This window comes from Sphingobium sp. JS3065 (assembly GCF_026427355.1).
GTDB lineage: Bacteria > Pseudomonadota > Alphaproteobacteria > Sphingomonadales > Sphingomonadaceae > Sphingobium.
Genome location: NZ_CP102664.1, coordinates 1,039,937 through 1,052,495, shown reverse-complemented (window position 1 = coordinate 1,052,495; position 12,559 = coordinate 1,039,937). Strand labels below are relative to the sequence as shown.

Sequence of the window (12,559 nt, the reverse complement as noted above, 5' to 3'; positions counted from 1 at the left end):
GGAGTATCGCCCATGCGGCCTCTATCGCCCGCGCGCCGATCGCGCGCCCTCTCCCGGCTTCTTCCGGTCTGCGCCGCCTTCATGCTGAGCGGCTGCGCCACGCTGGGTTCGGTCATGTCGCCCTATAGCGAGAAGTTCAGCTGCAAGAACGACGATCATGGCCAATGCATCCATCCTGAGAAAGCCTATGCCGATGCCGTTGCGGGCGTCGCATCGAAGTCCGATCCGGCGGTCACCAGGGACAGGAAACTGCTCAAGGACGGCAAGTCCGCACGCAGTTCGGGCGGATCAGGCTCTGGCAAAGCGGCATCGGGCGCCTTCGCCGGTTATCGCGACAGCGTCTATCGCGAGCTGCAGGGGCTGATCGAGCAGCCGGTCACGCCGATGCTCAAGCCCCCGCGTTCGGTCCGCACGCTGATCCTGCCCTATGCCGACCGGCAGCGTCCCGACCGGCTCTACATGCCGCGCTATGTCTATTCGCTGGTCGAGCGCCCGCAATGGGTGGTCGGCGACTATCTTGTCGCCCCGGTTTCGCCCGCGTCCCGCGTGAACGTGCTCGAACAGGTCCGGGACCACCTCGACGATGGCCAGAATGAAGTGGGCCCCCGGCCATGACCAGCTATCAATCGGGCATGACGCTGGCGCGGCTGCGCCGCAGCGTCGAGCGCGACAGCTATTCCGACTTCCTGCCGCTCGCTGCCTGGGTCGAGGAAGAACAGGCATTCCTCACCATCGACGACGGCTGGGGATATAGCTGGGAGCTGGTCCCCTCCCCCTATATGTTCGCCCATGTCCATGAGGCGCTGCTGGGGCTGCTCAACGTCAATTTTCCCGAAGGCACGATCCTCCAGCTCCAGAGTTTCGCCGACCCGCTGATCGACGATGCGCTCGACGCCTTTCTCGACCTCAAGACACGGCCCGATCCGCTCATCCAGGCCTCGGCCCGGCGCACCTTCGACTATCTGCGCGCCGGCACCATGGGCTTGAAGGCCCTGCATGGCATCCCGATCCGCGATTTCCGCGCATTCCTGTCGGTCAAGACGCGCGCGCCGATGGACAGCGACCTGCGCCGCCAGATCGAGGAGCAGCTCGCCAAGCTCGGCATCCGCCCGATGGCGCCGAGCGAGATCATCTCGCTCTACCGGCGCATTTTCAACGGCGTTCATGCGCCCGCGCCCGGCGTCTTCACCCAGACCGCCGACGTGCCGCTGCGCCGCCAGATCATCGATGCCGGGCCGGCGCTCCGCTTCGACGGGCCGGAAGTATATCTGGGCAACCAGGTGGCGCGCTGTCTGACGCCCAAGTCGCCGCCGCGGCGGATCACCGCCGAACGTGCCAATCGTCTCACCGGCGGCATGCGCGGGTCGTCCGAGGACAGCGACCAGATCGGCGGGCCGTTCCTCTATACGCTCAATGTCCTCTTCGATCACTCGGCCTTCGAGATCCACAAGCGCGCGCAGATTCTCTCGGCGCAGAAGGCGGCGGGGTCCTTCGCGGTCGAGGTCGGCAAGCAGATCGAAGAGATCGGGTGGATCCTGGACGAGGCCGGAAACACCCGGTTCGTCTCGGTAATCCCCACCATGTGGGTGTTTGGCCGCGACCGCCATCAGGCCCGCGAGATGGCGGCGCGCGCCAAGCGGCTGTGGGAGAGCGAACCGCTGCCGTGGATGGTCCAGGAGGAATCCTACCTCAACCCGATCCTGCTGGCGGCAAGCCTGCCCTTCGGCCTGTACCCCGAGCGACGCACGATCGGTATGCTGCAGCGCGATTTCCGCGTGCCGGTGCGCGCGGGCGTGCTGATGTCGCCGATCCAAACCGATTTCCGGGGCGGCGGGCGGCCGGCGCTGCTCTATACGGGCCGCAAGGGGCAGCTCATCACGCTCGACCTCTTCGATCCGCGTATCAACAACTACAACTTCATCGTCTCGGCGGAATCGGGCGCGGGCAAGAGCTTCCTGCTCAATAACCTGTGCCAGCAGTATTTCGCGCAGAACGCGCTCATCCGCATCATCGACATCGGCGGCAGCTACAAGAAACTCTGCACGCTCTGCTCGGGCCGTTACATCGATCTGGGCGAAGAGCATCTCGTCCTCAATCCGTTCGACCTGGGGCTCGCTCTCGACGGCGACGATCGAGAGTCCGCGATCTCGATGGCGGTGTCGATCGTCGCGGAGATGGCCAACGCCGGGACGCGCAAGCCCGTCACGACGTCCGAATGGAACCTGCTCAAGTCCGCCGTGCAATGGGCGATCGAGAGCGGCCGCGCGGAAGCCGGGATCGATGCGGTGCGCGAATGGCTCGGCTCCTATCCGGCCAACACCGTCTCCGATCTCGACCGGGTCGACCACCTCGTGCCCACGGCGCGCGAATTGGCCTTCAACCTGCGTGATTTCGGGTCGGACGGAGCCTACGGCCATTATTTCAACGGTCCCAGCACGTTCGACATCTCGAACGATGAATTCGTGGTGCTCGAACTCGAGCGCCTGAAGGCCATGCCTGACCTGTTCAACGTGGTCGTCATGGTGGTGATCAACGCGGTAACGCAGGAACTCTACCTGTCCGCCCGTGATCGCCCCCGCTTCGTGCTGTGCGATGAAGCCGCGCAGTTCATGACCCGCGAAGAGGGCCAGGACCTGTCGCGCCTCGCCGAGGCGATCAGCCAGGGCTATCGCCGCGCCCGAAAATATCGCGGCAGCTTCGGCATCATTCTCCAGAGCATGAACGATCTGCTGCTGTTCGGCGGCACGGGACAGGTGATCCTGGAAAATGCCGCGACGCGCTTCCTCCTGCAGGGATCGACCTATGACAAGGCGGTCGAAAACAAGATCCTCGACTATTCGGGTTTCGTCCTCGACCTCCTGAAATCGGTCCGCAACAACAAACCGAACTATTCGGAAGTCTTCATCGACAGCCCGCTTGGCCTCGGCATCGCCCGGCTCGTCGTCGATCCGTTCAGCTACTGGATCAACACCTCCGCGCCCGAAGACGTGGCCGCGTTCGAGGCGCTGGTCCGCGCCGGACGCTCGCCGCTCGAAGCGGTGTGCGATCTCGCCGGCGTCGATCCCGCCGGGATAATCGGCACGTCCTTCGATGACGCAGCGCCGCTGAAGCGGAGTGCGCTGTCATGACGCGGCGCTCCCCCTCCCCCGACCAGTTGCCACTCCGGCTCGTGGAGAGCCCGGATGAGGATATCGAGCGGATCATCGAGGCGCGCGTCGCCGCACGGGCGGAAGCCGACGCATTGCGCTGGCGCTTCCGCCTGGTGGTCATCGAATCCGTGATGATCGCATCGCTCGTGCTCGCGGCCGGGCTGGTGCTCGAACAGCCCGCCGGCATCGTTCTTCGCGGCGCGGCGATCGTTGGCGGCGGCTGTTTCCTGACCGGGCTCATCCTCATCGGCCTGACCGGGGCCGCGGGCCGCTTGCTCGCAAAACTCAGGAGGAAAAGATGATGCTGGACATACTCCCGCCCAGTGGCGGCAATGAGCGCCTGACCCTCGTCGTGCGCAGGCCGGACGAATCCCTTCACGACTACCTGGTCCGCTGCCAGTGGGAACTGGGCGACCGGGTCCGGTTCCTCGCGTCCGTTCGCGATGCGCAATGGACCATCCTGGAAAGCGAGCGCCAGCGCTGGCGGCGGCATGCTCTCCTGCTGACCTTCACCGGGCCGGTCATCGCCGCCCTGGCCTATGCCGGCCTAGGGTTGTGCGGGGCCGCAGACAGCGTGCCCGTGCCGCTCGTGGCCGGGCTGATCGCCTGTGCCGGACTCACCGGCGCCGCGCTGGCGATCGGCATCGCCCGCATCATCGACAGCATCCCGAATTGGCTGGTCACGCGGAGGGCACGCAGATGGGCATGAACGGCAGCTTCTCCGGATCGCCCGACCCGTCGTCGATCCGCCCGCTGGTCGGCGACATGATCCGCTGGCTTGCCCGGCAGATCGACGGCGGGATCGACGAAATCCCTCCTCGTCCCGGAAAACGGCCGGAGGATCTTTTGGTCCGTCCAGGGATGGCGCCGCGCCTGCCGGGCGAGACGCAGGAAGCCTATGTCGAACGCCTGCATCGCTCGAATGAAGCCGTGCTCCTGATCATGGCCCGCGCCGCGCTTGCCATGGAATATACGTCCGGTCGGGACGAGAGGATCGCGGCTCTGCGCTTTCGGCAGATCGTGGGCCTCGAAGCGGCGGCGGCCTCGATCATCGTCGGCCTGTTCCTGCTCGTCCCGGAAATGCCCCTGTTCATGCGGGCGGCCATTATTGTCCTGACGCCGATCGCGCTTGTGCGGGGAGGACTTTGGTTCCTGCACCGCGCGTCGAGGATGGCAAATGCCCTCGCCCGACATGCCGAAAGGTGGGGCCGATGAACGGCATCTTCTCCGGCGCGCCTTGTCCGTCATCCATTCGCCTGCTGGTCGGCACGCATCTGCTGATGATCCTCCAGTCTTCGCTGGTGCTCTGGTCGGCCCCCGACCTCGGCGGCAGCCAGGCGCTGATCTGGCTCACGCTGTTCCTGGGCGTCACCGCGTTCATCTGCGCGGTCTGCGGCGAGAGTCGCACGCCTGCCGTTCCCTGGAGGGAGCGCCGCCGTGGTCGATAGACGTGTCCCCCAAGGCTGGCATGTCGTCGCCATCCAGTCCACGCTCATCGCCGGGTGTCTGGCCGGCGCGCTGATCGTCGCGGGGGTGGCCCACGCCGAGACATCGACCATCGGGCGCACCTGGCTGATCGCCGAGCCCGACGCGATGGCCGAGATCGAGGCGCGCGCCGCAAAGCAGCCGCCCAATATGGCGGAAAAGTTCGGACCGCGTTCGGGCTGGAGCGCATTGAAAGGCGCGACGCTCGGTGTCGCGCGCCAGACCCAGGTTCGCAGCGTTGTGCCGTTCTACACGCTCGATCAGGAAATCCGGCTGCCGGACGGCAAGCTGCTCTATCCGGCGGGCTTCACCTTCAACCCGCTGACCTATGTGTCGCTGCCGCAGAAGCTGGTGGTCGTGCATCCCCGCGATCTGGGCTGGGCGCTGAAGACCGCCGCGCTCACCGACTGGATCATCCTCACCGGCGGTGGGGACGCAAAGGACGATGCGCTCTCGCTTGGCGAGAAGCACGGCCGCGCCCTCTTCATTCTCGAGGAGCGCGTGAAGGAGCGGTTGGGCCTCACCGTCGCGCCCGTGATCGTCCGGCAGGTCGGCCAGAAGCTGGAGCTGACAGAGGTGCGCGCCGATCGCACTCCCGTACGAAAGGCCATCCCATGAGTCGGCTCATCTCGATGCTGCGCACCGGCGCGGCGGCCCTCGCTCTGGCGCTCGTCGCGCCCGCCACGCCTGCGCATGCCTCCAAATGCGAGGCGGGCACGGTGTTCAATCCGATCACCAAGGTGCGCTGGAACTGCATCTTCCCGATCACGATCGGGGGCGTGCGGGTGGGCTCCTACGATAAGCTCGACAAGGAACTGGACGCCCAGTCGGCCTCCAAACCGCTCTGCGCCTGCCGCAAGGGTGCGACCTTCTGGTTCGGGGTCAAGGTTTCGTTCTGGAGCCCGAACCGCATGATCGATGTCGTGACCGAGCCGGGCTGCATGATGGCGCTCGGCGTCGATCTCATGCCGACCGGCGGCAAGCTCCAGGGCAGCCAGTCGTCGATCTCCGACGGCACCAACACCCGCAAGATGTTCGCGCAGGCGCACTACTACATCAGCCCGGTCTGGAAGATGCTCGACATGTTCACCGACCTGCCGTGCATCGAAGATGACGGGTTCGACGTCGCGATGATCACCGAGGTTCTGCCGACCTGGCAGTCGGGGACGCTCGGCGCGATCATCCAGCCCGAAGGCATATTGTTCGGCAATCCGGCGGCGGGTCTTGCCTGCATGGCCGACAGCGCCGCGGCGGCCGCTGGCAAGGTCATTGACCCTCTATTCTGGTGCATGGGGTCCTGGGGCGCGACCTATCCGGTCGCCGGCGATATTCATTTTGGCGATAGCGTCGAGGCCTGGGCCGGGCTCGCCGCGCGCTCGACCTTCATGATGGGCAGGCTGGGCGCTCTCACGATCCATTCGGCGGACGGCTGCTCGTTCAAGGCGCAGCCGATCTGGACCAAGTCCCGCTACAAGCTCCAGATCATGGAGCCGGTCAAGGGCGGTAAGTGCGTCAATATCGGGCGGCCCGGCGCGCTCTGGACATCGGGCAAGCACGCGCCGGGCAAGGACAATGCCCAATTCATGTTGTTCGAGAAGGCGATCTGCTGCGCGGGGATTTCCACGCCATGAGCAGATCGCTTCCCCCAAACCGTGCGTCTCGCGCGGGTAGCTGCCCCGCTCGTCACGGAACGCTCCCCACCGTGAGCGGGCGCGCGGAAGGAGCGGCGGTGTGCCTTTCAACCGCCGCTCCCCCCTCGGTCAGCGCGGCCGAAAGCCCCCCGCCGGGGCCGGCAATGCCCCCTCCCGCCGTATCTCCGGTGGCGGCCGCGCTGACCATTTTTGAGGGACAGGCCGTCTTCAGGATACTCTCGCCCGGATCCAGCGCGTTCCGGGCGGGAGACATGCTGCGCTTCGCCCATGGCTCGCGAACCACCCGCGCGAGGACGCCATGGTGAAGCGCGGCATCCTCCTCCTCGCGGCCAGCGCTCTGGCGCCGGCGCCGCTCTCGGCCCAGACGGTCGAGGACCGCGCCCGCGCCGCCGCCGAAGCATCCCGCGCGAAGACCTCGGACAGCGATGCGATCCAGCAGAATTATCTGACGCCGGGGCTTGCCGGACAACCGATCTCGACAGTCGACAACAGCCGGACGTTCAACCCCAATATAGCGTGCCAGAAGACGGCGACGCTGCTCGAACTGATCGCGCAGCCGGCGGCGACCGGCGATATCGGCACGCTGCGGATATCGCGCGACAAGGATCTCGACGGCACGGTCGACCAGACATTGACCCTGCCGGTGCCGGTATCGGGCATTTGCGCCAATGGCGTCGTCTCCTGTCAGCCGGGCACCTGGAACCAGTGCAAGAGCTTCAAATGGGATGTTGCGTCAGGCGGCGATCTCAAGCTCGCGCAAGTCGACCTGACCGATCTCGCCGGTTGCTACTGCATCAACAACAGCTGCGGCAGCAACCTCGTCTGGGGCAATATGGCCTCGGTGCTGAAGGACCTAGGCGGCGGCGTCATCGGCGCGCTCACCACGGCCGATCCGCGCGTCGGCGTCGCGCAGGCGGTGATCGACGGCCCGGCCATCCGTTACACTGGCGCCCAAAGCACGGCCTGCTCGCCCAACCCCGCGCTCCCGCAGACGGCCTATCGCGCCAGTCCCGCCACGATCCAGGGCGATGCCGCGAGCGTCGCCGCATCGAACAGCATCTTCCAGGCGCTCAAGGGCTCGCCCGCCGGCGTCGGCAAGGCCGAGCAGATCCGGTCCTGCACGATCACGCGGGAGGTGTCGTTGAACGCCGTCAAGGCGGACGATGTGATCGCGCATCTCGGCGGCGCCTATGCGATCTATGCGCCCGCACCCGATCAGCTCACATTGCAGATGGGCTCGCCGCGCGACGACAGCCTGCGAGGCGGGAGCTGCCGCATCTTCGAGTTTTCCATGCGGCTGCGGATCGATGATCCCGATCGCCTCGCGCAGTTCCGGCTCTCGCACTATTTCTTCGACGACTGGCTCCAGCTTCGCATCGACGGCGAGCTCGTGCTGTCCAATCCGGCGAACTGGACCGGGACCGGCCTGCCGCCCGGCAAGTGCGAGCGGAAACGGACCTGGCATGCCTATCCCAATCTCGACCTCAAGCCGTGGCTGACCCGCGGCGAGCATGTCATTTCCATGCGCATCGCGGTCGGCGGTGAAGGAGAGGCCTTCGCGCAGTTCGATGCAATGCTCGATCTCAGTTGCAACCCGACCGAGCGGATCGTCGACCTGTGCGCGGGCTATGCCGGCGACGTCAATTGCGCGCTTCATGACGAAAGCGTCGATGGCGTCGAGACGTTCCGCAACGGCGTCGGCACCGGCCTTACGCCCCTCCCCCAGGCACGCCTGTTCGAGAGCGGCGCCTGCTCGCTCCGTCTCGCGCGGCCATGGTTCGAGCGTCAGCGCCGTTATCGTTGTACCGTCGATACCGGATCGATGCCGGAACCTGATCTGAGCCGCGGCGCCTATATCATCGACCATTCGACCGAGACCATGCTGGCCGACCGGACGAGGACCTCGGACGGGGGTTATGCCACCGCGTCACGGCCCTTCGCGCTGCCCGATCGCGGTTCGGTTCCGGCCTGCGAGCCGGTCTGCAAGACCCGCGCGCCCGCGCGCAATACGGCGGCTACCCTCGACGGAGTGGTCGGCACGAAACAGAATGCGCCTGTCGGGTGGGACACCTTCTACCATGCCTGCACGGCGGCAGGCGGCGGCGATGTCTGCCCTGTGGGTCCGGGCGAGGAAATCGTCTCGGCCTGCGGCTGCCTCGACGATTTTCCCGAAGCCGTCGTCATGATGCAGACCGTCCGCCTCGGTGGGGCCGACATGGTCTGCACGGGGGAAGTGCGATGATCGGGCGCCTCCTTCCCTGGCGGAAGCGCGCACAGCTGCTTGCGCTCGGCCTGTCCGGCTTGCTGCTCGCGGGGCATGTCACGCCAGCGCAAGCGCAAACGCTCCCGGTCTGCGCGGTCGATCTCGATGGCAACGGCGATGCCGGTGATCCTGGCGAGGTCGCGAACTGCACAATCATGGCGGATGAAGAATGGCTCTGCCCGATCCAGCAAGTGATGTGCGTGGCCGATGCCGAGGGCGCGTATAGCTGCCCGCTCGGCAGCCAGCACTCATGCCTGACGCCGGTCGGCGGCGGCACGCCGATGTGCTCGCCCAATGCCTGCACCGGCAGCGACGGCACCGGAATTGAGGACGATCCCATCGTCGACGATCCCGGCGCGCCTGCCGATGGCGAAGTCGACGCCGAAGGGCATTGCCTTGGCAATATCGAGATATTCGCGGGACGCGCGGTGCGCTGCCGCCCGGCGGGCCTCAAGACCACCTTTTCGAACTGCTGCAAGGACAAGGGCAAGATCGTCAAGGACGGGATGGGCTCATCCATCTCGTCGATCGGCACGAAGATCGCGGTGGCGAAAGGCGTCTTCACCGGCATGAAGGCCGCCTATGGTGCGTTTAAGGCGGGCGCGACCGCTGGCCAGGCCGCAAGCTCCGGCGCGAACGCGATCATCGCCGGGATCGATCCGACCTCGATCGCCATCAGTCTCGCCATCAACTTCATGATGGATTTCCTCCTGTCCGGCTGTGACAGCCAAGACATGGAAGTGGGCATGCTCCGGGGCTCGGGCATGTGCCACGAAGTCGGGACCTATTGCAGTTCGAAGATCCTCGGCATCTGCGTGCAGAAATCCAAGGGCCACTGCTGCTTCAACACCAAGCTTGGCCGCATCATCCAGGAACAGGGTCGCCCGCAGCTCAAGAGCTTCAACGGCTTGGGCTGGGGCACGCCGAAGAACCCCTACTGCCGCGGATTCACCCCCGAGGAATTCCAGGCGCTGGATTTCTCCAAAATGGACCTTTCCGAATATTATTCCGAGATCGAGGCCCGCGCCCAGGCCGACATCCAGATCGACATGAAGGACAAGATCGATGCGTATATGCGTGCGGTCACGCCATAGGCTGCGCGGTCTCTCCGCGCTCACCCTCCTCCTCGCCGCCTCCGCGCCCTCCCACGCGCAGGATGCCGCGCCACCGGTGAACGCCAGGGAACGCGCGCAGGCGCAAGGCGACGCGGCGATGGACCGGCTCGAACGCGCCACCGCCGCGCGAAAGGCCGAAGCGGAAACACGAGGTCCGACCGCGCTGCCCGCGCCATCGGAAGAGACCCGCCGCCGCGCCTTCGAGGGACTGCGCAAACGCGCCCCGTCGCCAGCGATGGACGCGCGGGCGCGCACCGCGCTCGACAAAGGGAGGCAAGCGATGGCCGCCGAGCGCGACGCCATGGCCAGACGGCTCGGCCAGGCGCTCGGTCTCGATGCGCCCGACATGGAGGCGGTCGCGGGCGCCACCGTACCGCCCGAGGCCAAAGGCTGGGTGCCGGTCCTGTTCGTCTCGTCCTCGATGCCGCTGACGACATTGCGCACCTATGCCGGGCAGCTCGAACGGGTCGGCGGCGTGCTGGCGTTCCGGGGAATGCCCGGCGGGCTGACGAAGGTCGCGCCGATGGCGAAGCTCTCGGCGGAAATCCTGCGCCATGATCCCGGCTGCGAAGGCCCGGCCTGCGCGATGCGCGACGTGCAGTTGATCGTCGATCCGCTCATTTTCCGCCAGCACGGCGTCACCCGCGTCCCCGCGCTCGCCATGGTGCCCGGCGATCCGGCGCTCCCCTATTGCGAGCGCGAGGATGATGCCCCGCGTGCCGCCCATGTCATCTACGGCGACGCGGCGCTTTCCGGACTTCTCGAAGAATATGCCCGCCTCGGCGGCAAGCAGGAGGTCAGCGATGCTCAGACTCGCCTTCAGGGCCGCTAGATCCGGCTGGGCCGAACTGAAGCTGCTGCCGCTGAAAGCCGCGGTCGCGCTCGGCAGTTCCGGCCTCGGCCAGCCACCCCGCCCCAAACAGCTCTGGAAGGCGTTCGGCATAGTCCTGCCGGTCGGCCTCCTGACCTGGTGGGCGATTCCCCAGGCAACCATCGTGATGAGTCCCTCGATCGACGCCTGGCTCGTCCGCAAGGCGCCGGGGCCGATCCACCGCGGCGATTTCGTATCGTTCACCCTGTCGCATCCGCTCGCCGGCCCCAGGCCGGTCGATGTCACCAAGATGGCTCTGTGCCTGCCGGGTGACCGCATCGACTGGATCGAGAAGCCGTCGTCTGCATCTGGCCCCATGCATCCCGGCGAATGGGATGGCTGGTACTATTGCAACGGCAAGCTGCTCGGCATCAGCAAGCCCTATGGGCACAATGGGCAGAAGCTCGACCATTGGCGGCCGTTCTATCCGACGATCCCCGCGGGCATGATCTATGTCGGCTCGTCACACGCCAGCGGGTTCGACAGCCGCTACTACGGCCCGGTCGAGATCGAGCGGCTGAAGCGCATGGAGAAGCTGCTGTGATCCGCGCCGCCCTCCTCATCGCGGCGGTGCTCCTGCCGATCCTGCCTGTCCATGCGCAGACCGTCGATCAACGCACCGGCTACTGGTGGTATCAGGCGCCGCCCAAACCCGCCGACGATGAACCCGATCCCGACGCGCTCGTCAAACCCCGCATTCCACCGATGGTCGAGCTGGCGACATGGACGCCGCCCAAGATCAGGAAGCTTATCGAGGAGCAACGGGATTACGCGGCGACCGTGCTGACGGTCGATGCGGTGGCGGATTTCTGGCGCCTGCAGGACTTCGCCCGGCGCAAGGCCCGCGCCTTCGCCGGCGTCACCCAGATCGCCATGCTGCAAAATCCCGAACTCAACGCCAAATCGGCGAACCCTATGGTCGGCGAGGCGCGCGATCAGCTTTCCGCGCAGAAGGATCAGGTCCGCCGCCAGTATCTGCGCAGCCGGTCCAATGAATTCGCGCTGGTCATGTTCTCGCGTTCGACCTGCGGCTATTGCCGTGTCCAGTGGCCGATCGTCCAGCGCTTCCAGGACGAGATGGGCTGGCAGGTCACGCTGCAGGACATCGATCGCAAGCCCGAACTCGCGCAGCGCTTCGGGGTCGAGGTCACGCCCACGACGATGGTGATCCGGCGAGGCAGCCAGCAGCGCATGGTGATCGCGAGCGGAGTCGAGGCCTATCCCAACCTCATCCAGATGGCCTACCAGGCAGTCCGGTTGCTAGCGGGCGATATCCGGCCCGAACAGTTCCTGACCGGTGCGGGCGAGGAAGACGGGTTCTTCGACGCGCTCGCCAACGGCCCGGTGTCGGCCACCGATCCGCGCGTGCTGGGGGGCGATCTGGTGGACGTTCGGATGGAGCCCCGGCCATGATCCGCTTCGCCCCCATCCTGCTTGTGGCGCTGGTCATGGCGAGTGCACCTGTTCAAGCGCAGGCGCCGACGCACGAACAGGCGATGCGCGCGGCGATCCACCCTGTCGCCACCGACCCGGAGATGCGCCAGTGGCTCGCCCGCGTTCCGGTGACGCGCGACTGGCCGCCCGACTTCGCCGAAACCATGAAAGGCCAGGCCCCCGCGTTCATCGTCGAGATGAGCACGGCGCCCGGTTGCATCCCCTGCGCCGATCTCTGGGCGCGGCTTGGAACCCTGGGGCAACGCTATGGCTGGAAGGTCCGCACGATCGGCAGCCAGGAAGCGATGCTGCGCTCCGGGCGTCTCGGCCTGCCCTGGGTCGGGCACCCTGTCGCCTGGGTCCGGCCCGTCTCCGACTCCAATCGCGTCATTCCCGTCGCGATCGGCACCGATCATGCGCCCAACCTCGCGCGCAATCTCTACCTCGCCGCCAAGATGCTGACCGGGGTGAAGCCCGCTGTCGGCGTGCGCGGCATGGCCAAGTTCACCGGAATCGTGGCCGCACCCACGCGTCCCTCCTCCAACAGGGCAAGGAACTGACATGGGGAGCCAGCCCCTTGCCCGCGTAAA

The 12,559-nt window shown here is 66.4% G+C and carries 14 protein-coding genes; all 14 read left to right on the top strand.

The window, feature by feature from the left end; all coding sequences use genetic code 11:
- The first annotated feature begins 12 nt into the window (after window positions 1-12).
- The 14 genes from NUH86_RS05140 to NUH86_RS05075 all read left to right on the top strand — a co-directional run bounded on the left by NUH86_RS05140 (window position 13) and on the right by NUH86_RS05075 (window position 12,529).
- Window positions 13-615 (top strand): TraV family lipoprotein, encoded by a 603-nt coding sequence (locus NUH86_RS05140; protein WP_013846823.1) that lies wholly within the window; start codon window positions 13-15, stop codon window positions 613-615.
- Window positions 612-3,128, top strand: a complete 2,517-nt coding sequence (locus NUH86_RS05135; RefSeq protein ID WP_013846824.1) for a TraC family protein — start codon at window positions 612-614, stop codon at window positions 3,126-3,128. The genes NUH86_RS05140 and NUH86_RS05135 overlap by 4 nt, the downstream gene beginning before the upstream one ends.
- Window positions 3,125-3,451, top strand: a complete 327-nt coding sequence (locus NUH86_RS05130; protein WP_013846825.1) for a hypothetical protein — start codon at window positions 3,125-3,127, stop codon at window positions 3,449-3,451. The genes NUH86_RS05135 and NUH86_RS05130 overlap by 4 nt, the downstream gene beginning before the upstream one ends.
- Window positions 3,448-3,858 carry a hypothetical protein gene (locus NUH86_RS05125; RefSeq protein WP_013846826.1) on the top strand — a complete coding sequence of 137 codons (411 nt, stop codon included), beginning with the start codon at window positions 3,448-3,450 and terminating at the stop codon, window positions 3,856-3,858. Before NUH86_RS05130 ends, NUH86_RS05125 begins: the two co-directional genes overlap by 4 nt.
- The gene (locus NUH86_RS05120) at window positions 3,822-4,364 is read left to right on the top strand and encodes a hypothetical protein (RefSeq protein WP_143761317.1); all 543 of its coding nucleotides are present in this window, start codon (window positions 3,822-3,824) and stop codon (window positions 4,362-4,364) included. The genes NUH86_RS05125 and NUH86_RS05120 overlap by 37 nt, the downstream gene beginning before the upstream one ends.
- On the top strand, window positions 4,361-4,597 hold the full coding sequence (locus NUH86_RS05115; RefSeq protein ID WP_013846828.1) for a hypothetical protein: 237 nt from the start codon (window positions 4,361-4,363) through the stop codon (window positions 4,595-4,597). Before NUH86_RS05120 ends, NUH86_RS05115 begins: the two co-directional genes overlap by 4 nt.
- Window positions 4,587-5,252 (top strand): conjugal transfer protein TraW, encoded by a 666-nt coding sequence (locus NUH86_RS05110; RefSeq protein ID WP_013846829.1) that lies wholly within the window; start codon window positions 4,587-4,589, stop codon window positions 5,250-5,252. The genes NUH86_RS05115 and NUH86_RS05110 overlap by 11 nt, the downstream gene beginning before the upstream one ends.
- Window positions 5,249-6,265: a TraU family protein gene (locus NUH86_RS05105; protein WP_013846830.1), complete on the top strand. Its 1,017-nt coding sequence runs from the start codon at window positions 5,249-5,251 to the stop codon at window positions 6,263-6,265. Before NUH86_RS05110 ends, NUH86_RS05105 begins: the two co-directional genes overlap by 4 nt.
- Before the next feature lie 319 nt (window positions 6,266-6,584).
- Window positions 6,585-8,528, top strand: a complete 1,944-nt coding sequence (locus NUH86_RS05100; RefSeq protein ID WP_013846831.1) for a hypothetical protein — start codon at window positions 6,585-6,587, stop codon at window positions 8,526-8,528.
- A complete protein-coding gene (gene traN / locus NUH86_RS05095) occupies window positions 8,525-9,643 on the top strand; it encodes a conjugal transfer protein TraN (protein ID WP_013846832.1) in 1,119 nt (372 codons plus the stop codon). The genes NUH86_RS05100 and traN overlap by 4 nt, the downstream gene beginning before the upstream one ends.
- Window positions 9,615-10,496, top strand: coding sequence for a type-F conjugative transfer system pilin assembly protein TrbC (locus NUH86_RS05090; RefSeq protein WP_013846833.1), 882 nt, complete (start codon window positions 9,615-9,617; stop codon window positions 10,494-10,496). Before traN ends, NUH86_RS05090 begins: the two co-directional genes overlap by 29 nt.
- On the top strand, window positions 10,468-11,079 hold the full coding sequence (locus NUH86_RS05085) for a S26 family signal peptidase (protein WP_013846834.1): 612 nt from the start codon (window positions 10,468-10,470) through the stop codon (window positions 11,077-11,079). The genes NUH86_RS05090 and NUH86_RS05085 overlap by 29 nt, the downstream gene beginning before the upstream one ends.
- Entirely contained in the window at window positions 11,076-11,948 is an 873-nt protein-coding gene (locus tag NUH86_RS05080; protein WP_013846835.1) for a conjugal transfer protein TraF, read from the top strand. Before NUH86_RS05085 ends, NUH86_RS05080 begins: the two co-directional genes overlap by 4 nt.
- Window positions 11,945-12,529, top strand: coding sequence for a hypothetical protein (locus tag NUH86_RS05075; RefSeq protein WP_013846836.1), 585 nt, complete (start codon window positions 11,945-11,947; stop codon window positions 12,527-12,529). The genes NUH86_RS05080 and NUH86_RS05075 overlap by 4 nt, the downstream gene beginning before the upstream one ends.
- Window positions 12,530-12,559 lie beyond the last annotated feature (30 nt).